31 protein-coding genes are annotated in these 23,877 nt (G+C 39.7%); 20 read left to right on the top strand and 11 right to left on the bottom strand.

Features of this window, described 5'->3' with window-relative positions; genetic code table 11:
- The first annotated feature begins 274 nt into the window (after nt 1–274).
- The 6 genes from FCL54_RS03145 (at nt 275) to FCL54_RS03165 (ending at nt 4,339) form a co-directional block, all read left to right on the top strand.
- Nucleotides 275–418 carry a YrzI family small protein gene (locus tag FCL54_RS03145; RefSeq protein WP_138123038.1) on the top strand — a complete coding sequence of 48 codons (144 nt, stop codon included), beginning with the start codon at nt 275–277 and terminating at the stop codon, nt 416–418.
- 124 nt (nt 419–542) lie between these two features.
- Nucleotides 543–689, top strand: a complete 147-nt coding sequence (locus FCL54_RS23780) for a hypothetical protein (RefSeq protein WP_171016650.1) — start codon at nt 543–545, stop codon at nt 687–689.
- Nucleotides 690–884: 195 nt separating this feature from the next.
- Entirely contained in the window at nt 885–1,700 is an 816-nt protein-coding gene (gene nadE / locus FCL54_RS03150) for an ammonia-dependent NAD(+) synthetase (protein ID WP_138123262.1), read from the top strand.
- Between the two features lie 231 nt (nt 1,701–1,931).
- Nucleotides 1,932–2,345 carry a hypothetical protein gene (locus FCL54_RS03155; RefSeq protein ID WP_171016651.1) on the top strand — a complete coding sequence of 138 codons (414 nt, stop codon included), beginning with the start codon at nt 1,932–1,934 and terminating at the stop codon, nt 2,343–2,345.
- A gap of 537 nt (nt 2,346–2,882) precedes the next feature.
- Nucleotides 2,883–3,593 carry an RNA polymerase sporulation sigma factor SigK gene (gene sigK / locus FCL54_RS03160; protein WP_138123041.1) on the top strand — a complete coding sequence of 237 codons (711 nt, stop codon included), beginning with the start codon at nt 2,883–2,885 and terminating at the stop codon, nt 3,591–3,593.
- A gap of 116 nt (nt 3,594–3,709) precedes the next feature.
- The gene (locus FCL54_RS03165) at nt 3,710–4,339 is read left to right on the top strand and encodes a flavodoxin family protein (RefSeq protein WP_138123043.1); all 630 of its coding nucleotides are present in this window, start codon (nt 3,710–3,712) and stop codon (nt 4,337–4,339) included.
- A 72-nt stretch (nt 4,340–4,411) separates the two neighbouring features.
- On the opposite strand, the gene FCL54_RS03170 is transcribed toward FCL54_RS03165, so the two are convergent.
- Complete coding sequence (locus tag FCL54_RS03170) at nt 4,412–5,179, bottom strand: GDSL-type esterase/lipase family protein (RefSeq protein ID WP_138123045.1); 768 nt, start codon at nt 5,177–5,179, stop codon at nt 4,412–4,414.
- Between the two features lie 225 nt (nt 5,180–5,404).
- On the opposite strand from FCL54_RS03170, the gene FCL54_RS23785 reads away from it, so the two are divergent.
- A complete protein-coding gene (locus tag FCL54_RS23785; RefSeq protein WP_171016652.1) occupies nt 5,405–5,581 on the top strand; it encodes a hypothetical protein in 177 nt (58 codons plus the stop codon).
- 37 nt (nt 5,582–5,618) lie between these two features.
- Here the strand turns inward: FCL54_RS23785 and pssA are convergent, their stop codons facing one another.
- Nucleotides 5,619–6,158 carry a CDP-diacylglycerol--serine O-phosphatidyltransferase gene (gene pssA, locus FCL54_RS03175; protein ID WP_138123047.1) on the bottom strand — a complete coding sequence of 180 codons (540 nt, stop codon included), beginning with the start codon at nt 6,156–6,158 and terminating at the stop codon, nt 5,619–5,621.
- A 107-nt stretch (nt 6,159–6,265) separates the two neighbouring features.
- Here pssA and FCL54_RS03180 point away from each other — a divergent pair, with 107 nt between their 5' ends.
- The gene (locus tag FCL54_RS03180; protein WP_138123049.1) at nt 6,266–7,054 is read left to right on the top strand and encodes a phosphatidylserine decarboxylase; all 789 of its coding nucleotides are present in this window, start codon (nt 6,266–6,268) and stop codon (nt 7,052–7,054) included.
- Nucleotides 7,055–7,186: 132 nt separating this feature from the next.
- On the opposite strand, the gene mnhG is transcribed toward FCL54_RS03180, so the two are convergent.
- From mnhG to FCL54_RS03210, 6 genes are read right to left on the bottom strand one after another with little or no spacing between them, the layout of a single operon-like run.
- Entirely contained in the window at nt 7,187–7,555 is a 369-nt protein-coding gene (mnhG, locus tag FCL54_RS03185) for a monovalent cation/H(+) antiporter subunit G (RefSeq protein WP_342773850.1), read from the bottom strand.
- A complete protein-coding gene (locus FCL54_RS03190) occupies nt 7,527–7,817 on the bottom strand; it encodes a Na(+)/H(+) antiporter subunit F1 (protein ID WP_138123053.1) in 291 nt (96 codons plus the stop codon). The genes mnhG and FCL54_RS03190 overlap by 29 nt, the downstream gene beginning before the upstream one ends.
- The gene (locus FCL54_RS03195) at nt 7,814–8,290 is read right to left on the bottom strand and encodes a Na+/H+ antiporter subunit E (RefSeq protein WP_138123055.1); all 477 of its coding nucleotides are present in this window, start codon (nt 8,288–8,290) and stop codon (nt 7,814–7,816) included. The genes FCL54_RS03190 and FCL54_RS03195 overlap by 4 nt, the downstream gene beginning before the upstream one ends.
- A gap of 4 nt (nt 8,291–8,294) precedes the next feature.
- Complete coding sequence (locus FCL54_RS03200; protein WP_138123057.1) at nt 8,295–9,776, bottom strand: Na+/H+ antiporter subunit D; 1,482 nt, start codon at nt 9,774–9,776, stop codon at nt 8,295–8,297.
- Nucleotides 9,769–10,107 (bottom strand): Na(+)/H(+) antiporter subunit C, encoded by a 339-nt coding sequence (locus FCL54_RS03205; RefSeq protein ID WP_138123059.1) that lies wholly within the window; start codon nt 10,105–10,107, stop codon nt 9,769–9,771. Before FCL54_RS03205 ends, FCL54_RS03200 begins: the two co-directional genes overlap by 8 nt.
- On the bottom strand, nt 10,107–12,449 hold the full coding sequence (locus FCL54_RS03210; protein WP_138123061.1) for a Na+/H+ antiporter subunit A: 2,343 nt from the start codon (nt 12,447–12,449) through the stop codon (nt 10,107–10,109). Before FCL54_RS03210 ends, FCL54_RS03205 begins: the two co-directional genes overlap by 1 nt.
- Nucleotides 12,450–12,617: 168 nt before the next feature.
- On the opposite strand from FCL54_RS03210, the gene FCL54_RS03215 reads away from it, so the two are divergent.
- On the top strand, nt 12,618–13,088 hold the full coding sequence (locus tag FCL54_RS03215) for a hypothetical protein (RefSeq protein WP_138123063.1): 471 nt from the start codon (nt 12,618–12,620) through the stop codon (nt 13,086–13,088).
- Nucleotides 13,089–13,142: 54 nt separating this feature from the next.
- Here the strand turns inward: FCL54_RS03215 and sda are convergent, their stop codons facing one another.
- Nucleotides 13,143–13,280 (bottom strand): sporulation histidine kinase inhibitor Sda, encoded by a 138-nt coding sequence (gene sda, locus FCL54_RS03220; RefSeq protein WP_138123065.1) that lies wholly within the window; start codon nt 13,278–13,280, stop codon nt 13,143–13,145.
- 432 nt (nt 13,281–13,712) lie between these two features.
- On the opposite strand from sda, the gene FCL54_RS03225 reads away from it, so the two are divergent.
- From FCL54_RS03225 to FCL54_RS03260, 8 genes are read left to right on the top strand one after another with little or no spacing between them, the layout of a single operon-like run.
- Nucleotides 13,713–14,231: a YqeG family HAD IIIA-type phosphatase gene (locus FCL54_RS03225; RefSeq protein ID WP_138123067.1), complete on the top strand. Its 519-nt coding sequence runs from the start codon at nt 13,713–13,715 to the stop codon at nt 14,229–14,231.
- Nucleotides 14,232–14,233: 2 nt separating this feature from the next.
- Complete coding sequence (yqeH, locus tag FCL54_RS03230; protein WP_138123069.1) at nt 14,234–15,343, top strand: ribosome biogenesis GTPase YqeH; 1,110 nt, start codon at nt 14,234–14,236, stop codon at nt 15,341–15,343.
- 12 nt (nt 15,344–15,355) lie between these two features.
- Nucleotides 15,356–16,198, top strand: coding sequence for a shikimate dehydrogenase (gene aroE / locus FCL54_RS03235; protein WP_138123071.1), 843 nt, complete (start codon nt 15,356–15,358; stop codon nt 16,196–16,198).
- Entirely contained in the window at nt 16,199–16,489 is a 291-nt protein-coding gene (gene yhbY, locus FCL54_RS03240) for a ribosome assembly RNA-binding protein YhbY (protein WP_138123073.1), read from the top strand. It begins immediately after the preceding gene.
- A 30-nt stretch (nt 16,490–16,519) separates the two neighbouring features.
- Nucleotides 16,520–17,098 carry a nicotinate-nucleotide adenylyltransferase gene (locus FCL54_RS03245; protein WP_138123075.1) on the top strand — a complete coding sequence of 193 codons (579 nt, stop codon included), beginning with the start codon at nt 16,520–16,522 and terminating at the stop codon, nt 17,096–17,098.
- Nucleotides 17,091–17,666: a bis(5'-nucleosyl)-tetraphosphatase (symmetrical) YqeK gene (yqeK, locus tag FCL54_RS03250; protein WP_138123077.1), complete on the top strand. Its 576-nt coding sequence runs from the start codon at nt 17,091–17,093 to the stop codon at nt 17,664–17,666. The genes FCL54_RS03245 and yqeK overlap by 8 nt, the downstream gene beginning before the upstream one ends.
- Before the next feature lie 36 nt (nt 17,667–17,702).
- The gene (gene rsfS / locus FCL54_RS03255) at nt 17,703–18,032 is read left to right on the top strand and encodes a ribosome silencing factor (RefSeq protein ID WP_425467093.1); all 330 of its coding nucleotides are present in this window, start codon (nt 17,703–17,705) and stop codon (nt 18,030–18,032) included.
- Between the two features lie 10 nt (nt 18,033–18,042).
- Nucleotides 18,043–18,786, top strand: a complete 744-nt coding sequence (locus FCL54_RS03260) for a class I SAM-dependent DNA methyltransferase (protein WP_138123081.1) — start codon at nt 18,043–18,045, stop codon at nt 18,784–18,786.
- A gap of 166 nt (nt 18,787–18,952) precedes the next feature.
- Here FCL54_RS03260 and comER read toward each other — a convergent pair whose 3' ends face one another.
- On the bottom strand, nt 18,953–19,780 hold the full coding sequence (comER, locus tag FCL54_RS03265) for a late competence protein ComER (RefSeq protein ID WP_138123083.1): 828 nt from the start codon (nt 19,778–19,780) through the stop codon (nt 18,953–18,955).
- 113 nt (nt 19,781–19,893) lie between these two features.
- Between comER and FCL54_RS03270 the strand changes: the two genes are divergently transcribed.
- The 3 genes from FCL54_RS03270 to FCL54_RS03280 all read left to right on the top strand — a co-directional run bounded on the left by FCL54_RS03270 (nt 19,894) and on the right by FCL54_RS03280 (nt 23,449).
- A complete protein-coding gene (locus FCL54_RS03270; protein WP_138123085.1) occupies nt 19,894–20,517 on the top strand; it encodes a helix-hairpin-helix domain-containing protein in 624 nt (207 codons plus the stop codon).
- A gap of 65 nt (nt 20,518–20,582) precedes the next feature.
- On the top strand, nt 20,583–21,152 hold the full coding sequence (locus FCL54_RS03275; RefSeq protein WP_138123087.1) for a ComE operon protein 2: 570 nt from the start codon (nt 20,583–20,585) through the stop codon (nt 21,150–21,152).
- Nucleotides 21,149–23,449: a DNA internalization-related competence protein ComEC/Rec2 gene (locus FCL54_RS03280; RefSeq protein ID WP_138123089.1), complete on the top strand. Its 2,301-nt coding sequence runs from the start codon at nt 21,149–21,151 to the stop codon at nt 23,447–23,449. Before FCL54_RS03275 ends, FCL54_RS03280 begins: the two co-directional genes overlap by 4 nt.
- Nucleotides 23,450–23,511: 62 nt before the next feature.
- Here the strand turns inward: FCL54_RS03280 and FCL54_RS03285 are convergent, their stop codons facing one another.
- Nucleotides 23,512–23,643: a YqzM family protein gene (locus tag FCL54_RS03285; RefSeq protein ID WP_138123091.1), complete on the bottom strand. Its 132-nt coding sequence runs from the start codon at nt 23,641–23,643 to the stop codon at nt 23,512–23,514.
- Nucleotides 23,644–23,877: the final 234 nt, after the last annotated feature.

A 23,877-nucleotide genomic window follows, 5' to 3' on the forward strand; every position in this document is an offset into this window, starting at 1 on the left:
AAATTATGTTCACCTTAAACTTATTTTTTTGCAGAGTGAGTATTTCTGTTAAACAAAATGAACGATCCATCCACACCGATGAAAATAACCTGAGGGTTAGGAAGTTGATTGAAAACAACGTGTTAAAAGTAAACCAGCATTACATGTTTTAAGCTTTATTAAAAAAGGAGGAATATAAAATGTTTAAACCAAACGGCATACTTGAAAAGTTAATCTGGCTCACAGTAGAGAAAGATATGACCTGAAACGTAAAGGAAGAAAGGAGGAAAAGATTATGACTCTTAATTTACTTTTCTTCACAGTAAACGTAACTGTAAAAAGAAATGAAACAACTTTAGAAGATGAAAAGAACAACCTTCGAGTAAAAAAGTTAATGGAAAATAGAGAATTGAAGCTCTACAATGAGCATTTGCTTTAATTTTTAGAAATAAAAGGAGGAATGAAAAATGGGTAAAACGATTGGAACTATGGAATTTTTAAACTGGCTGGCAATAGAGAAAGGCTTCACCTGAAAGGACACGGAACGAAAGGAGGGTTCTGGAATGCTTACATTAAATCTGTTTTTTGTAACGATCCAGATTTCCGTAAAGACGAATCGCACAGAATCGGAACGTGCGTCAAACAATCTTCGCGTGAAACAGCTGGTAGAAGAAACAACTATGAAACGATATGACCAATATATTCTGTAATTCAAACAAAGGGCGCCTGGACGGTATAGGTGCCCTTTGTTTATAGTAAAACTGAAGCCTGTTCTATTGCTGTTATGCTTTGTTTTTCTTTACCCTGATATGGTAAAGTGTTTTTAGTTAATCGTTTTTCGGGTAATAATTTTACGTACCCAAAATGAAATTAGTAACAGCAAAAGGAGTGTTTGGATGAGCGATCTGCAGAAGCACATTATAGAACAATTGAAAGTAAAACCTTCCATCGATCCTAAACAAGAAGTCAGAACACGGATTGACTTTCTAAAAGATTACTTAAAGGAAACTGGGATGAATGGATACGTGCTCGGAATCTCCGGCGGACAAGATTCTACACTTGCTGGAAGACTTGCACAGATTGCAGTAGAGGAGCTGCGCGAAGAAACGGAAAAGGAATATAGCTTTATTGGAGTTCGCCTTCCATATGGAGTTCAGCAAGATGAAGAAGATGCTCAAAAAGCGCTGAAGTTTGTTAACCCGGATAAAATCGTGACGATTAATATTAAACCAGCGGTTGACGCATCAACAAAGTCTTATATTGAAGCAACTGGAAAGCCGTTAACAGACTTCACAAAAGGAAATAACAAAGCGCGTGAACGTATGGTCGCACAATATGACATTGCTGGAGACGAAAAAATGCTGGTTATTGGAACTGACCATGCTGCAGAAGCAGTAACGGGTTTCTTTACAAAGCATGGTGATGGCGCATGTGATATCGTTCCATTATTCGGCCTGAACAAAAGACAGGGAAAAGAATTGCTAAAAGAATTACAATCCCCTGAACATCTTTATATGAAAGTCCCAACAGCAGACTTAGAAGACAATAAACCTGGCCTGCCTGACGAGGATGCGCTTGGAATAACTTATAATCAGATCGACGACTATTTAGAAGGAAAGGAAATTGAAGAGAAAGCAGCCAAAAAAATTGAAACGTACTTCTTAAGGTCAAGGCACAAACGCCTGGGGGCAGTTTCAATTTTTGACGATTGGTGGAAATAAAAAAGAGGCTAACGCCTCTTTTTTTTTCGGCTTTTTTTAGTGCGTCATGATAATGTCGGATTTTCTCGAAAATAATAGAAAACTTACATAGTAAAACATTACTATTTTTATAAAAAAAGGTTTTATTTTAACATACCGCTGAGTATAATGATAAAACATTCAATAGAGTAAAGGGGTTACAACTAAAGAATGCTAAATACAGAGAGAATTAAGGGAATCATCGGGGAATTGTTGAAAGCTTCAGGACGTAACATCGATGTGTTTATTGAGGGGAATTTTCCTGACAATCGTATGGTTGGGGGAAAATATGCGATTGACTCAGATTCTATCACGATTTATACAGAAGAGATTAAAAAGCAATGTAAGCTGATTTTTTCTTCCTTGGCACGTTTTGAAGACTATTTAAAAATTGTCTTTGCGCATGAGTTAGGGCATGCACAGGATAAAGAACTGGAAAAATTGATTAATAAAAGGAAAAATGCAAAAAATAGTTATGAAAAAGACCAACTTTCATTAAAAATTGAACAAAATGCCTGGGATTATGCAAAATCGATTTTGCCGTTTATGGACGATGCATTTTTTAACAAAATTGTAGATGTTTCTTTAGAGGCATATCGTAATAAAATATCCCGGACAGCAAGTTAAGACGCAGAAATGCGTCTTTTTTTGTTTCCACAGAAAGCTTCTTTATTAAATTGTACAGGCTAAGCTTATTTTCACGAGCCATTTTGACGATTATAGAAAATAGAAACGGATCTCTTTCTCGTTGAATAGAGTAGAAAAAAAGAGGAGTGTTCTCTTTTATGGATATACTTCATGTTCTATTTGTTAGTGGAGTTGTCACCTTTTTATTTTTTGTCAGGTTTAAGTATGGGAGAAGAAGGTTTACTTCGTTGGACCGTGCTGAATTCATAAATAGAAAATCTCTTGAAAAGAACTGGGAAACCCCAGAAAACAATGAAACAAAATATTTTGATTGACTGGTCCTTCCTGATGATGGACCTATTTTGATATTTACCTGCTAATCATTTTAAAACGATTAAACTACTTATATACCCTGTAATCGGAAAACGAAAACAAAAAATTCTGCTGGTAAATTTTCTTATGGTGTACAGACACAACCATGCATGAGCACTCATAGAGATAGTAATAGGTTTAAGCCCATCATCGGGAGGTGAGTGCGTGTCTATCCTGGCAGCAGTAGCCTATATGTTAAAAGAGGTACTGTTTTTCGTCTCTTATGTAAAGAACAACGCTTTTCCACAGCCGCTGTCTCGAAAAGAAGAGAAAAAGTACTTAAAGTTAATGGCACAGGGGGATGAAGACGCTAGAAATCGCTTGATTGAACATAACCTAAGACTTGTTGCTCATATTGTGAAAAAATTTGAAAACACGGGGGAAGATGCAGAAGATCTCATTTCCATCGGTACGATTGGGTTGATCAAGGCAATCGAGAGCTATTCGACCGGAAAGGGAACAAAGCTTGCAACGTATGCAGCAAGGTGTATTGAAAACGAAATACTAATGCATCTCAGAGCCCTTAAAAAGACAAAAAAAGATGTGTCTCTTCATGACCCGATCGGTCAGGATAAAGAGGGCAATGAAATCACTTTGATCGATGTGCTTAAAGCAGAAAATGACGATATTGTAGAGTTGATTCAATTAAGCATGGAAAAGAAGAAAATTTATGAATATATTCATATTCTTGACGAGCGCGAGAAAGAAGTCATTATCGGAAGGTTCGGCTTAAACCTGGAGAAAGAGCTCACACAGCGTGAGATAGCAAAGCAATTGGGCATTTCCAGAAGCTATGTGTCCAGAATCGAAAAGAGAGCCTTGATGAAGCTGTTTCATGAGTTTTACAAAAACAGGAACGAATCTGAGGGAAGATAACGAGAAAACCGCTGAAAAGCGGTTTTTATTCGTTTAATAGCATGTTCTATTGTTTACCGAAAAATGTTTCGTGATATTGAACATAGAATATAACTTTTTTCAGGAGGCGAATAAATTTGGCGTTAAAAGCAACAATTTTGAATTGTACATTGAAAAAAAGCCCGAAAGAATCTAACACAAGAGCGTTAATCGATGAGGTTGTTAAAATCTTCGATGAAGAAGAAGTTAAATCTGAAACGATAAGGCTGGCAGATTATAACATTCCTTATGGGATTACAGTTGATGTAGGGGAAGGCGATGAATGGCCCGGAATATTTGAAAAAATATTAGACAGCGATATTCTTGTGATTGGAAGTCCGATCTGGCTTGGAGAAAAAAGCAGCCTGGCAAAAAATGCGATCGAACGTTTGTATGGTGCAAGCAGTATGACGAACGAAAATGGCCAGTATATATACTACAACAAAGTTGGCGGAGTTGTGGTGACAGGGAATGAGGATGGTGCAAAGAATGTTGCCAGTTCTATTTTGTACGGACTCTCCCATATAGGGTTTACAATTCCGCCTAATGTCGATACGTATTGGGTCGGTAAAGCGGGACCAGGGCCATCATATATTAAGGCGGACGGAAGCGAGAATGATTTCACGATGCAGCATGCTAAGATCATGGCTTATAATCTCATTCACTTTGCACGGCTTCTTAAAGAAAACCCAATTCCTGCAGAAGGTAACGTTATAAAACAAAAGTAACCTGCATATGGGAGCATTTCATCAAGAATAAACGGTAAACAAAAGGGTCTGACAACTTGTCAGACCTTTGAGTTATTGTTTTACATAGGCATTCACTGTTTCTTTCCAGATTTTATATCCTTTTCCGTTTAAGTGAAGGCCATCATACGTTAAGTCAGGGTTAAGCTGGCCGTTTTCCAAAAATTTCGGGTAAAGATTTATAAAAGGGATGTCGTGTAACGATGCAAGCGTTTCTAAGCGCCTGTTGAAGAGATAGATAGCATCATTTTGTACATAATTGCCATGGAGTTTTTGATTAACAGGCAGTACACTCTGGATATAAACATTCGTTTCAGGAGACTGTTTTCGAATCGTGTTCACTATTTCTTTATAATTTGTTTCAATTGTATCGAGCTCCTGCTGTGCGAGCATGTCGTTAATCCCGATCATAATAAAAAGTTTTTTTGGCTGCGCCTGAATAACTTCATCGATTCGATTTAAAACTCCAAAAGTGGTGTCACCGCTAATTCCCCTGTTTATTATCCTTTCATTTCTAAAAGATTCTCCCCACTCATAATAATCTGTCATACTGTCCCCGAGGAAGATGATTTCATTTGGCCGATGCTGATATGAGTCAAAGATGTTTTTCTTAGTCTGATAATACTTTGTATAAATCGTAATATTCTTTTGTTTCTTTTTCTTTAAGTAAGGGTCCATATTATTGTCATTTTTAAATAGAGAAGAGGCGGCTGCCTCGATCAGAGCCCCTTTTTTCCAGTCAGAAATCATAAACGTCGAAAAAATAAGTACAATGTTCAACACAAGTGATATAACCAGGATGATTTTCATTTTAGGTCTCATACTTTCCTCCCTGCAAATACGTTAACCAATACCTAGTAGAAGAATACACGAATCAGTAAAGGAAGCGAAACGTTATTTTTTATATTAAGCAAAAATAAGAGATTATTACTAGTGGATGGAGTGGCGCCTGCTCCGGTTCGACTCAGGGACAGACGTCTATACAGTGGAAATAATCGGCTCATAAAATGAGATAGGAGCCCTATTATAAGAGAGAGGAGAATGGTTATGAACTACGGATATAAATATGGGTACCCTGCTCCAGGTTACTATGGACCTCTATATCCGCCTTATCCATACGGATACTATGGAGCAAGAAACTTTGCCCTGGTCATTGTTGTAGTTGTTCTATTTTTAATTATTGGCGGAGCATACTATTACTATTCAAACTTTTATCGAGCTTAATGGTTTCAAAAAGAAAAACCTATCTTGACGATAGGTTTTAATACTTCTTTATAGATATTGTGCTGATCATTAAAAAGGATAGGATGATGATAAAGAACATGTAGAAATAGTGAGGCAAATGATTGGTAAAGAGTGCACTGAATGTTATAAACACCCCAGCTGCTGTAATTGGCAATCCAACAAAGCTCCCGCTAAATTCAATAACATTGAAACGAGCAAGCCTGATCGCTCCGCACATGATGAACAAAATGGTAAAAACAACTGCGGGGGTTCCAAATTCAAACAGTGTTTTCTGGTATATTAAAAATGCAGGTGCGACACCGAATGAAATAAGATCGCATAATGAGTCCAATTGTTTACCAAACTCGGAGGTGATGTTTAACTTTCTGGCAATTTTTCCATCGAACCAATCAAAGAAAGCAGCAAGAAAAATAAGCAATAACGTAATGTGAAGCTGCCCTTTCATGGCATAAAATATTGCCAGTGCTCCCATGCCGAGATTTGCGAGCGTTAACAAATTTGCTAATTGCCCTTTTGTCTTTTTAATTGTATGATCAATCTTATGAGCAATAAACATTAGATCACTCCCGGAAATACACTTTAGAATATATATATATTATACATTATAAGTTATTCCGTAAAGCATTATTTGTTAAATTTTTGTAGTGATTTTGGAGGGTAGTCGTGATTAAAATTTTTTTCCGAAGTTTTGTAGAATTAACAGGTCATCCTTTTTCTTCCATGTTATTAAAGAAATATACAAAATCAAGATGGAGCAAAGGCCTTGTCAAGCCGTTTGCGAGGGCTTATAACATTAACGAGCAAGAAATGGAAAAGCCTCTCCAAGAATTTCTTTCTTTGCATGAGCTGTTTACAAGGAAGCTAAAGGAAGGGGCGCGTTTGGTCTCCCAGGATGAGCAAGAGCTAATCAGTCCTGTTGACGGAAAGATTGAATTGTTTGGAGAGATTACGAATGATTGCCGGTTCCATGTTAAGGGGCAGGAATATTCAATTGAGGAAATGCTGGGATCGAAGGAAAAGGCCAAAAAGTATGAGCGCGGAGTGTTCTTTATCTTATACCTGAGCCCCAGCCATTATCATCGAATACACAGTCCAGCAGGAGGAATGATAAAAAATTCCTGGAAGCTTGGTGGAAAGTCTTTTCCAGTAAACAGGCTAGGTTTGAAATACGGTGAACGGCCGCTTTCAACCAACTTCAGGCTAATAACGGAACTGGAACGGAGTAGTAAAAGTATAGCTGTAGTAAAGGTCGGTGCGTTAAATGTAAATAGCATATGTACCACTTACACAGAAACCAGCCTTAAAAAAGGAGAAGAAATCGGATATTTCTCATTTGGATCGACAGTTGTCCTGTTGATTGAAAAAGATACGATACAAGTTAACAATGGCCTTCAGCCAGGGCAGGACATTCGAGTTGGAAACTGCCTCGGAACATTTTTGGATGAAGATTGATAGTCTCTTATGAAAAAGAACAGCTAAAGCGCATAGACGCTCAGCTGTTCTTTTTCACTGTTTATAATTTTTAGCAGAAGAGAAGGTCCCTCTCAGTCTTCATATCAAGGGGCGTGAATCGGTAAGTTTGCTTTATCTGTTAAGGGGGCTTTTTTCACCTTTTGCTTCATGTTCTTCAATTTCATCTTTAAACGTATTTTTCCATAGGGGAACATTAGAGTTGTAAGCTGCTCGGGAAATCATATGGCCGCCGACTGGAGCGGTTAATAGAATAAAAATAATACCCAAAAGCAGTTTACCGCTAATAATTTGCTCTTCGAATATAAAGAAAAGAAAAGCTGCAATAAGTACTCCTGCTACACCAAGAGTCGAACTTTTGGAGGCAGCATGGATTCTCGTATATACATCCGGGAACCTCAAAATACCCAGGGCACCGGAAAATATGAAAAAGGTACCTATGATCAACAAAATACTAATCACGACTTCTTTCAATGATAACACCCTTTTCTAAAAACTTTGCTAAAGCTACCGTTCCGATAAAGGCCAGTATACCAATTAATAAAATAACATCATTAAAGAATGTCGTCTTTAATTTGATCGCAAGTATACCGGTAATTGCCATAAGATTAACGCCAATCGTATCAAGCGCAACTGCTCTATCTGGATTTGATGGTCCCTTAATCGCACGGTAAAGCAAAAACAGGGTAGAAACAGCGATGACAGTTAAACAAACGGTAGAGACAATAGAAAGCAGCTGAATCATCTTGTCACCTCCATTATCGCCTTTTCGAACGAATCTTTTATTTGGGTAACAGTTTCATCTATATCAGGAACATCCATCGCATGGATATAAATAAAATTATAATCCAGGGATACGGAGACAGATAGCGTTCCAGGCGTTAACGTAATCAAGTTAGCGAGAATAGTAATTTCCCAATTCGTTTTTAAGTCGATGGGAATCGCTATAATGCCGGGTTTCATGTCTAGTTTTGGTTTATAAGCCCATTTTACAACATCAATATTGGCAAGAATCAATTCTTTTAGAAACAAACCGATCAGCTTGATAATCGCCCAGACTCGAAACAGATAGAAGCGGTCTGGTATGAATCGTTCTAGAATTAACAGAAGAAAAATACCGAACAAATAGCCGATAAAAAATGTGCTGAAATTATATGCTTCAAAAAGAAACATCCAGAGGACTGCGATCGTTAGGTTAATGATAATCTGTAATGCCATCCAATCACTCCTTTATTACCGCATCAATATATATTGATGGGTCCACCAGGCTATCTGCGATTCCCTGTATGCCAGGATAAAAGAATTCAGCTCCGAGGCCTAACGCAATCGTAAAGATAAGTAATAATGCGACTGGAAACAACCTGCCATTTTCTGATGCTTTTTCTTGTTCTGGAGCCAATCTAGCTTCGCCCCAGAATCCGTTAAGGAAAATTTTTATTATCGATAAAAGGATGAGTAAGCTTCCTATCAACCCAACTGCAACAATCCCATAATGGTCTTCCTCAACAGCTCCTTTTAACAATAAGAACTTTCCAATAAAGCCGCTGAAAGGAGGCAATCCAGCAAGAGCCAGGGCAGCGATAAAAAACATCCATCCCAGTAGCGGGTGGTGCTTGATCAAACCACCCATTTTTCGGAGATCGTAGGTTCCGGATATCGCTGCCATTGTTCCTACTAAGAAGAATAAAGCAGCTTTGATAATCATGTCATGCACGAGGTAATAGATTGTTCCGGCGAGCGCTGTTGCCGAGAAAACACCGATTCCCGCCATCATAAAACCAACTGCAGGAATGATGTTATACGCAACAATCAACTTTACGTTGTTTGTCGAGAGAGCCCCGATAACACCGAACAAAATCGTGAAGCCAGCCATATAGATGAAGAACTGGTGGGTAAATTCGAGCTTGTAAATGAATATCAAGGAAAATACCCTTAAAATCGAATAAACGCCGACTTTTGTAAGCAACGCCCCGAAAAGAGCAGAAATAACGGTTGGGGGAGCGCTATATGATCTGGGAAGCCAGAAGTATAATGGAAACAATGCCCCTTTGGTTGCAAATACAAGGAACAAAAGGATCGCAATGGTCGTTAATATCCCCTGTTGTTCAACGTCTGCAACCCTTTCAGCGAGCTGAGCCATATTCACCGTACCAACTACGGAATACAGAAAAGCAACGGTTGTTACAAACAAAATAGAAGAAAACAAGTTGATCAAAATATACTTTAGCGACTCCCTCAATTGTTCTTTCGTTCCTCCAAGAACAATCAAACCATAGGAAGCCATTAGTAACACTTCAAAAAATACAAACAGGTTAAACAAGTCCCCTGTTAAAAAAGCGCCGCTCACGCCTGCAATCAACAATTGAAACAGTGCATAAAAGTAATAGCGTTCTCTTTGTTCATCGAGCGAACGAAAGGCATAAAAAGCAGAGGCTACTGCAATAAGGTTTGTTGTGATGACAAGAACCATTGCCAGTTGGTCTGCTACGATCACGATTCCAAAAGGTGCGGGCCAATCACCGGCTTCAAGGACAAGCGGTCCTTCTTGAAAAACCACTGAGCCGATCCAGCTCACGACCGCCAGATTGACGAATACCATTATTCCGGTGATCACTTTGACCAGTGTCTTTTGTTTATTGATAAATACGAGCATAATTCCGGTTAATAACGGAAGGAGTATAGGTAGTATTGCTAAATTACTCATGATTGTTTCCCCTCAGTTTTTCCATATTATCCGTTCCATTCTTTTGATAAGCTCTGTAAGCAAGAACTAACAAAAAGGAAGTAACACCAAAACTGATGACGATCGAAGTCAAAATCAGCGCCTGTGGCAAAGGATCGACATATTTGGTAACCCCTTCTGATAATATCGGGGGTCCTCCCCTGTTTAATTTTCCCATCGTGATGATCAACAGATGAGCTCCATGGGAAAGAAGGGCAGTGCCGATAATGATACGCAGGATTTGCTTTTGAAGCAGCATGTAGACGCCAGTTGAGAATAAAAGTCCGGCAAGGATTGCCATGAGAAGCTCCATTATTCATTCTCCCCTTTCTTTCCCTTAAGTTTAATCATGGAATAGATTCCTATAGCTGCTAGACCCAGGACAAGTATTTCGAGCATCGTATCAAGTCCCCGAAAATCAACCAGAATCACATTGACGATGTTGTCTCCGCCGCCAAGCTCATAGGAATTCTCAATAAAGTAGTCAGAGATCGGTTCAAATAACTTAGTGCTGTGGGAAGAGATCGCAACCAGAGTGACTATAACTCCCACACTAACGGAAATGACAAGATTTACAACCTTTTTACGTGCGGATTGATACTCTTTTTTCAAATCAGGCAAATGGTAAAAGCAAAGCAAAAACAATGCTACCGTTACAGTTTCAACAATGAGTTGGGTTAAAGCCAGGTCTGGCGCCCGGAAGAATACAAACAACAGCGACAGGCCATACCCTACAATTCCGAGAACCAGTATAGCTGCGATCCGATTTTTCATAAGAACCGTTCCAATCGCAGCAGCAGCCATTATTACAGCGATTGAGAATTCTGGAACTGCCAGTGGTGCGAGATCCTCTAACGACATTGCAAAACCATCTGTCACTGTCATCGTAACCGAAATAAGAATGATGAAAAATACAAGAATGTAGGCCATATAACTTCTTATGGAACCTGTCATATACGCTCTAGTAAGACTCGTAGACCCTTTAAAAATACCATTCACGATAGCATCATAGCTTTTAGCTGCTGAGAGTTTTCCCGGCAAAATTTGATAGAAGCTTTCCCACTTCGTTCTTATCAAATAAAGAAAAGTTCCGACAGCAAGAACTATAAGAGACATGTACAATGCGGGGTTTCCCCACCCATGCCAAAACTTTATATGCGATTCAAAATGTTCGCCGTTGATTGCAGCCACCGCCGGAGCAAGGAGTCGCTCGTTAAAGAAATTCGGTAGCAAAGCGATGATAACGATTAAGCTGACAAGAATAAGCGGTGAGACCAGCATGCCAAATGGAGCTTCGTGCGGTTTCTTTTCAAGGGTGTCGCGTTGCTTGCCTGCAAATGTCCTGAAGAACAGCATCACAGAATACACAAACGTAAATATGCTCCCTAAAACCGCCAGCACCGGCAATACCGGCGCTACTGTTTCCACTAAAGGAGAGGCATGTTCAAAGTGCCTGCTTGATTCGAAAAACATCTCCTTACTCAAAAAGCCATTGAAAATTGGAAGCGGAAATCCAGCCATCGAAAAAGTGCCGAAGAAAGCCAGGGTCGCTGTAATAGGCATAAAGGTAAACAAGCCCCCGAGCCTTCTAATGTCCCGGGTTCCTGTTTCATGGTCAACAATACCAGCGACCATAAAAAGACTTCCTTTAAAGGTTGCATGGTTAAGAATATGGAAGACAGCTGCAAGGATCGCTACGCCTGTTCCAAATCCGAGCATAGCCATAATCATGCCGAGCTGGCTTATAGTGGAATATGCAAGAATAGCCTTCAGATCTGTCTGGCGGACAGCCATGTAAGACCCCCAGCAAAGCGTAAGCAATCCAAACCCGGTTACGAGAATGAAAAACAGGTCATTTCCTGCAAACAATAGTGAAAGTCTTGCGACAAGATAGAGCCCGGCTTTTACCATCGTTGCGGAATGAAGGAACGCACTGACTGGTGTAGGTGCCTCCATCGCATCAGGCAGCCATGTATGGAATGGAAACTGGGCTGATTTTGTAAACGCCCCGAGTAAGATCAAAATCAAAATCCAGGGAAACGCCGTATCATTCAAAACAAGATCTGATCGTTCAATAATTTCTCTAATGCTTGGCGTACCGGTGACCGTATAAAGTAATAAAAAGCCACCAAGCATAGACAGGCCGCCAAAAACGGTAATAAGCATTGATTTTAATGCACCGTATTTTGAACCCTCACGGTAATACCAGTATCCGATAAGCAAAAAGGAAGAAATACTTGTCAACTCCCAAAATGTGTAGAGGATGAACAAGTTGTCAGATAAGACGACTCCCAGCATAGCTCCCATAAATAAAAGAAGGTACACATAGAAGTGACCGAGCTTTTCGGTAATATGTAAGTAATAAATCGAGTAGAGCACAACAAGCGTTCCGATTCCAGTAATCAATAAAGCAAAGAATAAACTAAGCCCATCGATATACAAACTGAAATTTATTCCAAGAGATGGAATCCAATCTAACGTATAAACATTATGTACGCCTCTCCAGACATCTTTAAAATAAGTTGATAGAAATAAAAACAGTAGAAGAGGAACGGGTAGGACGAACCACCCTGTATGGATTTTTCTCAATGCTTTATAAAAAAATGGAATAAGAACAGCTGCCAGAAACGGGGCAAGGACAGCGAGATGTAACATATGTATTAGACCCTCCTGTGATAGGAATAAAAAATAAGTTCACATGAACCTGTATTGCAATATCTCAATTGTAATCAAAAACACTTACTTTTATCAACATATAACTCAGCATTCCCTGTATAAGTTCCCCAATCTTCGACCATTCTATTTGCGAAAGGTGGGAGAAAAATGCGAAATGTACTTATAATAGTTTCTATTGTTTTTATTGCAGGGTGCAGCAGTTTTTCCGATTCCATTTATAATTTTGATGAGGCGCTTCCGTTTAGTTCAAGAGAATATTATCGTACGGTTACGGAAAGGAACGAGATAGGGATTGCGAGTTCAGAGTCTATTCAATCTGAAGCACTCTACAAAGAAATCAAGCAGGAATTGTTGAGGAACGGATACATAAAAGATGTAATCTTTTTGTCTCATGGAGAACAGACGGTGCTGGCACTATCTTCAGGTGCCTATTTCCAAACAGAACTGGCAGACAATCAGGAGCAAATAAAAGCTTTATTATCAGAAAAAGGGCTTTCCGCTAAAATTGTCACACATCCCGGCCATGTAAGAATAGCTAAAAATCTTAAAACACATTCAGGAAACAGGAATGAAGAGTGGATTGAAAAATGGGAGGAATTGATAGGAAGGCAAAGCTAGATTAATTCCAAAAAATAAAACAGCCAACCTTACCGGGTTGGCTTTAAGCGAGAGTTATGCAGATGTAAGTTCGACATGGAGGGAACGGCGGTCAATCTCATGTTCGATTAAATTGATAAACTCCTGGCTAAGGTGTAATTCACGCGCTTTTAAATAGGATTCGATCAACAGGTCATCAGATAATTTTTCCATAGGCCTGGCCAATAGCTTGGCTCTACACCTCCCTATATAATAATGGCATGTTCCTTGCTTTTTAGGCATATCATGTAAGTTAGTCTGTTATTTTTTTATAGCTTACCATGTACAAAAATCAAGAACAACCGTTCTGTTATCCACAGTTAAAAGTGGATAAATTGTGGGTATGTTGTTTATAAACTATATAAAATGACGAAGAAACAGTGTGTGTTATGTGCATAAAGTTATCCACAGGAAAAAAATACACCCGATTTTGTCGAAAAGTTTTTTTAAAATGATCAAAAAGCAGTTAGTAGGTTAGAAAAAAGGCGTTATTTGTCCATACTGAGCAATTTTTCTGTCAGGATGTGAAACTAATGAGTTTATTGTTGTAGGATTTAAATTTATTGATACAATAGGAATGTCATTAAAGTGTAGGGGTGTTATATATTGTTGAAAAAGTTTTTTTTGCCGGACGAACATGTGAAAAGCGTGTTTCATATTAAACCAGAGAAGTTGAAAGAAAAAGGAATAAAGGCTATTATTACAGACCTGGATAATACTCTAGTAGAATGGGACCGTCCCGATGCGACGCCTGAATTGATGGAATGGTTCAGGGATATGCGCGAACATGGCATATTGGTCACGATCGTTTCTAACAATAACCAAAAAAGAGTCGAGGATTTTGCCAGTCCAGTAGACGTACCATTTATATATGAAGCTAAAAAACCAATGACAAAGGCTTTTAAGAAAGCAATCGAAGATATGAAAGTAAGAAATGAACAAATCGTCGTTATTGGAGACCAAATCTTTACAGATGTATTAGGGGCAAATCGGCTTGGCTTGCACACGATTTTAGTTGTCCCGGTAGCGAGCACTGATGGTTTTGTAACAAAGTTTAACAGAAAGATGGAAAGGTTACTGTTAGCATGGATGAAGAAAAGAGGAATGATTCATTGGGAGGAATAGAATTGAAGGACGATAATATAATCTGCGCTGGATGCGGTGTTGCCATTCAAACCGAGAATAAAGAAGAACTGGGGTACACGCCTTCATCAGCACTTGAAAGAGATGTGATTATTTGCCAGCGTTGCTTTCGCCTGAAACATTATAACGAAATACAGGATGTATCCCTGACGGATGACGATTTCCTTAAAATTTTAAATGAAATCGGAAGCAAAGATGCTCTTATTGTGATGATAGTTGATATTTTTGATTTCAATGGAAGCTGGCTGCCCGGGATTCCACGCTTTGCGGGTAAAAACCCGGTACTTCTTGTCGGGAATAAAGTAGACTTACTGCCAAAGTCAGTTAATGAAAGCAGATTGATTAACTGGATGAAAGAGACATCCAAAGAGCTTGGATTAAAGCCGGCAGACGTGATGCTGATGAGTGCGGAAAAAGGCCACCGAGTCATGGAGGTCGCTGCACAGATCGATCAATCGCGAGAAGGCAAGGATGTTTATATTATAGGATGCACGAATGTGGGGAAATCCACGTTTGTGAACCGATTGATCAAAGAGTTTGGCGGCGATGAAGAACAGCTGATCACAACAAGCCAGTTCCCTGGCACTACCTTGAATTTAATCGATATTCCGCTTGACGATGGCAGAACGATGTATGATACACCTGGCATAATCAACCATCATCAAATGGCACACTACATTAATAAAAATGAATTAAGAACAATCACACCTAAAAAAGAAATTAAACCGAAAGTATATCAGTTAAATGAAGAACAAACGTTATTTTTTGGAGGTCTGGCAAGGTTTGACTTTGTAAGCGGTGAACGGCAGTCCTTTGTTTGCTATGTGTCTAATGAAATTAACATCCATCGAACAAAGCTTTCAAGGGCTGATGAGCTCTATCAAACCCAGCTTGGGGATATCCTTCAGCCACCTGGAGATAAAACTAAGGAAGGCTTTCCTCGTCTAGTTCCGCATGAATTTATGATTAAAGAAGATAAAGTTGATGTTGTTTTTTCTGGCCTGGGGTGGATAACCGTCAGTAAAAAAGGGACAAAACTAGTTGCGCATGCACCCGAGGGTGTTGGAGTTTCGGTTAGAAAGTCGCTAATATAAGCAGGTGATTATATGGAAAATCTCTATGGACTAATCGGCTATCCAATCGGGCATTCTATGTCTCCTCTAATGCATAATAAAGAATTTAAGGAGCTTGGCCTAAACGACACGTATCACGCCTTCGAAGTTAAGCCTGAAAATCTGCAGCAAGCTGTTGAAGGTATTAGGGCTCTCGGTATATGTGGGTTTAATGTCACAATACCCCATAAAGTGGCAATCATGGATCATGTTGATGAAATAACGGAAGAAGCTGCTGAAATAGGTGCGGTCAATACAGTTGTTAATAAAAATGGGAAATTAATCGCCTATAACACAGATGGACCAGGTTATCTTGAGTCACTGCTTGGAATCATTCCTAGAAATCGTCTGAACGAACAATCTGTTTTAATTATAGGAGCAGGAGGAGCGGCACGTGCCATCGCGGTGTCGCTTGCAAGGTTTGGAGTAATGGATTTGACCGTTGGAAACCGTACATTGGAACGGGCAAGAAAGTTAGCAGACGATTGTTCCGTTCATAGCAAGACAGAAGCGGTTTCGTTAGAAAAAGCCGAACGCCTTTTAGACAAATATGACGTTATTATAAATACAACTTCAGTTGGGATGTCACCTAACGTCAACTGTATGCCGATTGATTTAAATAACTTAAGAAGTGGAACAGTAATAAGTGACCTGATTTATAATCCGCTTGAAACGATGTTTTTAAAGGAAGGTGCATCGAGAGGCGCAAAAGCACTCAATGGCCTGGAGATGTTTGTGAATCAAGGAGCACTTGCGTTTGAATTGTGGACAGGTATTAAACCTGATCGCAAACGAATGAAAGAGAATGTCTTGAAACAATTAGGAGGAAATCAATAAATGCTAACAGGAAAACAAAAAAGATTTTTGCGTTCAAAAGCACATCATTTATCGCCGATTTTCCAGGTAGGAAAAGGCGGGGTCAATGAAAATATGGTAAAACAGATTAATGAAGCTCTTGAAGCGAGAGAATTGATCAAAGTCAGTGTTCTGCAAAACTGTGAGTATGACCGAAAAGAAGTTGCAGAAGAATTGGCAGTCAAGTCTGGAGCGGAGCTAGTCCAGGTAATTGGAAATACAATTGTTTTATATAAAGAATCTGAGGAAAACAAAGAAATTGTTTTGCCGTAAGAAAACAAAGAAGGGGAAATGGAGGGGGTAATGATGAAAATAGGAATTTTTGGCGGAACATTCGATCCTCCTCATTATGGACACCTCATGGTTGCACAGGAAGTACTTGAATCCTGCCAGCTTGATAAGATCTGGTTTCTTCCAAGCCACAGGCCTCCCCATAAAACGGAAAGAAGCATAAGTACTGACGAGCAAAGAAAAGATATGGTTAATCTGGCGATCGAAAGAAATCAGGACTTTGAAATGTCGTTAGTTGAGTTTGGCCGTAAAGGCCTTTCCTATACGTATGATACTGTCCGCTATTTAACAGAAATGCATCCGGAACATCGTTTTTCTTTTATTATCGGCGCGGATATGATCAATGATCTCCCAAACTGGCATAAAATCGATGAACTAATAAAGCTCATTTCATTTGTAGGAGTTGCAAGGCCAGGATTTGAATTCGATATATCTAACCCATATCACACCGAAATCCGAATTGTGGAAGCGCCGCAGTTTGAAATCTCTTCAAGTTTTTTGCGGAAAAGATTCAGGGAAAAAGGAAATACGCGTTATTTTATTCCTGATGATGTCAGAAACTATATAGAGGAGAAGGGATTATATGAATAGGGAAGAAGCGTTGAAAATCGTGAAGCCCCATTTGACCGACCACCGTTATGAACATACGATTGGTGTTACTGATACAGCAGTAAAACTGGCTGAAAAATACGGCGCTGACACCTATAAAGCCGAAATCGCAGGGGTTTTCCACGATTATGCCAAGTTCAGGCAAAAGGAAGAGATGAAAACGATAATTGTTGAGAGAGGAATGCCGGAAAGTTTACTGACGCATTCTTCAGAGTTATGGCATGCACCGGTTGGAGCGCATCTGGTTGAGAAAGAAGTTGGAATTGAGGACCTTGAAATTCTTGAGGCAATCCGAAACCATACTACAGGAAAACCTGGTATGCCTTTGTTAGACAAAGTTATATTTCTTGCCGACTATATTGAACCTGGAAGACAATTTCCGGGGGTAGAGGAAGTGCGCGAGCTTGCGAACGAAAATTTAGATCGTGCCGTTTTGAAAGCCATTCAGAATACGATAATCTTTCTTATGAAGCAGAAACAGCTGATCTATCCTCAAACGGTGGATACCTATAATGATTTGCTTGCAAGCATAAAAGAAAAAGGAAAATAAGGAGGAATGAAAGTGGAAGAAAAAACATTAGTATCAATGGTTGCGAATGCAGCAGATGATAAGAGGGCTGAAGATATCGTTATTCTTAACATGAAAGGCATTTCCCTGATCGCTGACTATTTTGTTATTTGCCACGGGAACTCTGAAAAGCAAGTACAGGCCATTGCCAGAGAAATTAAAGATCAAGCCCAGGAACAAGGCATTGACGTAAAACGTCTCGAGGGGTTTGACCAGGCACGCTGGGTTCTGGTTGACCTTGGATCTGTCATTGCCCATGTCTTTCATAAGGAAGAAAGATCTTACTATAATCTTGAAAAACTCTGGGGAGACGCTCCTCATCTACAGCTAGAAGAACTACAGGCTTAAGGATGATTAGATGAGCTCTTATCACCATTTTGCTTATTTTTATGATAGTTTGATGGAAGATGCCCCTTATGATGAATGGGCTGAGTATGTTTTAAGCGCAGCCAGGAAATACGGAGTCCAGGGAAAGGAACTTCTTGACCTTGGAATTGGTACCGGTACACTTGCACTACATTTATATCAGGACGGCTGGGATGTTACAGGAATAGATCTCTCAGAAGAAATGCTCGCGGTCGCACAGGAGAAAGCACAGAGCCGGGGAGCGAACTTAAAGCTTTTTAATCAGGATATGTCTTTGTTCGAGACTGGAAAACAATATGACGTCTCAGTTATCTTTTGCGATTCCTTAAATTATCTGCCGGACGAAGCTGCTGTTAAGCGAACATTTAACCGTGTATTCGATCATTTGAAAGAGGATGGGCTCTTTTTATTCGATGTCCATTCTTGCCGCAAGATCAATGAAGAATTTATTGGCAATACTTTTGGAAGCGGGGATCCGGAGGTAAGTTATATCTGGCAATCTTTTCAAGGTGAACATGATAATAGCGTTGAACACGAATTAAGCTTTTTCACCGCTCGTCAGGATGGAGCTTATGAACGTTACGATGAAGTTCACTTTCAACGGACGTTTCCAGTAGAAGTTTATAAAAACTGGCTTGAACAATCAGGATTTACGATTTTATCAATTTCGGCAGATTTTAGCGAAAATGCTCCGGAACCAGATTCAGAAAGGATCTTTTTTGCAGCAAAAAAATAAATAATAGAATGAAAAAGAGGTTGACTCAATAGGCGCTCAGTTTTCTCCGTTACAGGGAGTGGCTGGACCTTTTTCTTGAGTCACCCTCTTTTTTTGCAGGAATATTATCATGCAGTCAAGAATAGTTAGGGTGGAGTTTATTAATCCTTTCTCCTCATTCTTTTTTTTACGCTTCTAAATGAAATTGTTCTGATACTTTTTCTCTATCCTCGTCGTATTTTAAATGTGTTTTTTGGAACAAATGATTAAAAAGATCTCCTATTTCTTCTTCAAGAACACTGAGTCCTTCTCCTGTAACTCCGCCTTTAACGTGTACTTTTTCCTGAAGTGTAGCCAGGGAATAAAATTCTTTCTCCAATAATTTTCCCATTCCGATTAACATTTCACTCGCGAGAACCGTTGCTTGTTCACGTGATATCTCTGTTTCTTCTACTGCTCCGTCAATAAATCTTTGTACAATGTAACTGAAGAAAGCCGGACCGCAGCTTGTGATGTCGGAAGATACTCGTGTCACATTTTCCTCAATCTTTATCGGAGTAGAAACATGTGCCATTAAATCCAGAAGACTGTTCCGCTGTCTTTGCGTACAGGATGAACCAAATGTAATGAGCGATGCTCCCGAAAGAGCGCGGTTTGTAATGCTTGGGATTACTCTTGCTACATTGCAAGACAAAACGCTCTCAAGTTCTGAGACGGTCACAGGACTTGTAATGGATACCACCAGTTGATGATCTTTTATCTGGCTTTTCAATCCCTCGAGCAATGAGTGGAATTCCAGCGGTTTTACACAGATGAATATTATATCTGAGCCTTGAACAACATCATTGCTGTTTGTGGTTACTTCAAGATCAGGGTACAACTTTTTTAAGTTATATGCCTTGTCGATAGTCCTGTTCGTTATTTTCAGCTGGGAAGGTTTTACAGCGAGTGAGTCTATAAAAGAAGCGATTAAAATGCTCCCCATATTCCCTGTCCCTATAACTCCAACTTTCACTCTTTTTCCCTCCTTTGCAAAAAGAGCTTATCATTCTCTCCTAAAATTTATGTTAATGAACCGGTAATTATGTATCAGATAAAAAAACAAAAAAATGAAAGAAGGGATCAATATTGAAGTGGACTATGCGTGAAAAGGTTCTGGCTGGAGCTGTGGCATGCTTTTCCTTTTTTTTAATGGGTGACAAATTTTTAATGGACGGAACTGGCGCTGATAACAGCATAGTAGAAAATTACACAGATGCAAACATAGACCAGACAAATGAAGTAACACAGCAAGAAGATATAAAAAAGCAAGCGTCAGGAATGATTAAGATCGATATAAAAGGAGCGGTGAAAAAGCCGGGGGTATACGAAATCAGTTCTGAAAAAAGAGTGATAGATGCCATTGAAACGGCCGGCGGCTATGGAGATGGAGCTGATATAAGCAACCTAAACCTGGCGGGAAAGCTGTCGGATGAAATGGTTGTGTATGTTCCAGCTGAAGGAGAAGAAATAACAGGATTTGAAGGACTGGCAGGGAATCAATCCGAGTCTGAAGGAGACAAAGTTTCATTGAATCATGGAACCTCCGAGCAATTGCAAACTTTACCGGGGATAGGACCTTCAAAAGCAGAGGCGATCGTAACTTACCGGGAAGAACACGGAGGTTTTCAAACGATAGAGGAACTAAAACAGGTAGGAGGAATAGGAGATAAGACATTCGAAAAGTTAGAAAAGCAACTAAAGTTAAATTAGTGTCATTGACGGCAAGTAAACTTTGTCGATAAACTAATGAATAAAGTGAATTCAGGAGGCAGATGATGAAACGAATTTCATGGGATCAATATTTTATGGCGCAAAGCCATTTACTGGCATTAAGAAGCACCTGCACTCGTCTGGCAGTTGGAGCAACAATCGTAAGGGATAACCGCATTATTGCTGGAGGTTATAATGGCTCCGTTTCAGGAGGGGTCCATTGTATCGATGAAGGATGTTACGTCATTGATGGACATTGTGTACGAACCATTCACGCTGAAATGAATGCTGTTATTCAATGTGCTAAATTCGGCATCCCGACAAATGGAGCAGAAATCTATGTCACCCATTTCCCTTGCTTGAATTGCTGCAAAGGGCTCATCCAGAGCGGGATCAAAAAAGTATATTATGCAGAAGATTATAAAAATCATCCGTATGCGCTTGAATTGTTTGAAAACGCAGGTGTCCAGGTAGAACAGGTTGAGCTCGAAGAAATGATTCTGGATTTTAACAGCCAGGAAAAACTCGATTTAACAGCAGAACTTTTAAGGAAACTTTCGACATCAGGATTGGAAGAAGCAGAGTTGCGCCCCCTTTATGAAAAAGCATCTAAGCTTTTTGCCGGACTTAAATGACAGATGCCTTAAACAGGTCTGCCGTATTGGCAGTATTGGGTATAGCCGCTCATAAAAGCGTTATTTTTACTTTCATATTGATGGTTATCGTTTTGTATCTAGTTTTAAAGAAAGTGAAATTTTCGAGAGTGGCTTGCCTGGTGCTTGTTTATTTGTTTTTTTATACTTATTTTGCTCTGATCGATCAAGCGAACCATTCGATTGTTCTGTCTGGAGAAAAAGCATTTAGTGGAAAAATTAGAACGATTCCTGAAATAGATGGAGATCGGTTATCTTTTGTTTTTCAAACATCGAAAGAAAAGATGGCTTTTTCCTACCGAATTCCGGATATAATCTCCAAAGAACAGTTAGAGGACCTTAAGCCGGGGATGGTTTGCCGGTTTCAGGGCACCCTTCAAACTCCCTCTGAAAAAAGCGTACCCAACCTTTTCGATTATCGCGAATACCTTCGCGATCGTAAAATCCACTGGATCCTCACACCTGATTCTTTTTCTTTTAGAAGTTGCAAAAATTCATCCTATACATTAGTCGATAGGATACAACAATACCGCCAAATGTTGATTCAAAAAACTTCACAAGTATTTCCAGCAGAACTAAACGGCCTTGCTGCTGCCCTTCTATTGGGGGAGAGGCAACAGATTGGACAAAGGATTTTAAATGCTTACCAATCGCTTGGTCTCACTCATTTGCTTGCTGTTTCCGGCCTGCATGTGGGTATAATAGTCGCGCTCATTTTTTACTTGTTTATCCGTGCAGGACTTACAAGAGAAAGAAGTTATGAAGTGCTCCTATTCATGCTGCCTGTTTATGCTATACTGACTGGTGCTGCTCCTTCGGTTATTAGAGCAGTATGTATGGCGATGATCGTTATTGGAACCCTTCGCTTCAAATTAAGGCTCCAGCCAGGAACTGCGATTTCTGCAGCTTTATTAGGTATGATTGTCTATAACCCGTACTTCGTTTTTCAACCCGGGTTTCAGCTCTCTTATATTGTTAGCTTCGGCCTGGTTTTATCTGCGCCAGCTGTGATGAACAAGCTAAATCATCCGCTGTTCCGCCTCCTTGCGATGTCAACAGTTGCCCAGCTGTTATCTCTTCCGGTAGTATTGTTTCACTTTTATGAACTGTCCTTGCTTAGTTTGCCGTTAAATTTATTGTTTGTTCCTTTTATTTCGGTTGTAGTTCTTCCTCTGTTTCTCCTTGTTTTCGTGCTTTCGTTTCTATCAGTGGATGTAAGCATGCTTCTTGCTCGCCTTGCAACTCCTCCAGTATCTCTTGCACACCAACTGTTTGAAATACTTGATCAACATAACGCCGGCCAGATTGTTTTTGGCAGACCGGGCATGCTCATGATTCTTCTCATGTATGCTGCAACCCTCTTCTTATTTATTAGGCTGGAAGGTATCGTAACGAAAAGAAAAATCAGTCTTGCAGTCGGTATCCTCCTTTTTGTTTACATCATTCAATGGTGCTTGCCCTACTTGAATCCATTGGGAAAAGTAACATTTCTTGATGTAGGCCAGGGGGACAGTACGCTGATTGAATTGCCTTTTAACAGAGGGACTTATTTGATCGATACCGGCGGTACCTTAACGTTTAACAAAGAACCATGGAAGAGGAAAAAAGATCCTTTTGAAGTTGGCAAGGATATCACGGTTCCTTTCTTAAAATCAAAGGGAATAAAAAAACTTGATTATTTAATTTTAACACACGGAGATTTGGATCATATTGGCGGGGCCGATGCTGTACTTAGTGAGATGAAAATCAAGCATTTATTATACGGGAAAGGGCCATTGGAAGGAGAGCTTGAGAAAAGCCTCTTAAAAAAGGCAGCTAAGAAGGATGTTCCTGTCTCGTTTGTTCAAGCGGGGAACGGATGGAAAACACAGGGGGAGAGCTTTGCCGTTTTATCCCCTATAGGGAATGAACAAGAAAAAAACAATCGGTCGATCGTCCTGTTAGCTGAAATGGGAGGGCTTTCCTGGCTTTTTACAGGTGATCTCGAATTGGCTGGAGAAATTAGCTTGCTCGAACGCTTTCCTAATATAAAGATAAATGTGTTAAAAGCAGGGCACCATGGCAGCAACTCATCCACAAGTCCTCTATTTGTGAAAAGTTTAGCCCCTGATATCGCTGTTATTTCGGTTGGAGCGAAGAACCGCTTTGGGCACCCGAATCCACAGGTCCTGGACACGTTAAAGAAAAACCGGGTAACCGTTTTTCGGACAGATAAAGATGGAACCATACAATATCGATTTTTTAGGGAGCACGGGCAATTCTCGAATATAAAAAGATAAAGTTAAAAGCATCCGCCGGGTGACGGATGCTTATCTTGTTCTAAGTATTAAAAATCAGCCGATTAGTTAACTGCTTTAATGATAACGGCTACAAAGAAAATGATTGAAAAGAATAGGAAGGACCAAACAAATCCAGCTCCTGACTCTAATGCATCGTTTCCTTTGCTTTGAACGTCCTTTTCAAATTCGTTCATAAAAGCACCCCTCCTGTTACATTTGTTAGTATAAGGGAATTTCTGAAAAAAATCCATCTGCTTTATGTAACAGAGACAAACTTGCAACGGTCTGCTGCCTCCGTTTCATTACCTTTAGCTATTGTATCATTCTTTACCCGTTGTTTGCTATAGCCACTCCCGGCATCTTGTGACTTTTTTGTCAAATTTCGCCCAACTCATAAGTAATTTTTCAAAACATACAAGTTCCTATCA

It is taken from the genome of Exobacillus caeni, from assembly GCF_005747095.1.
Taxonomy (GTDB): Bacteria; Bacillota; Bacilli; order Bacillales; family Guptibacillaceae; genus Exobacillus; species Exobacillus caeni.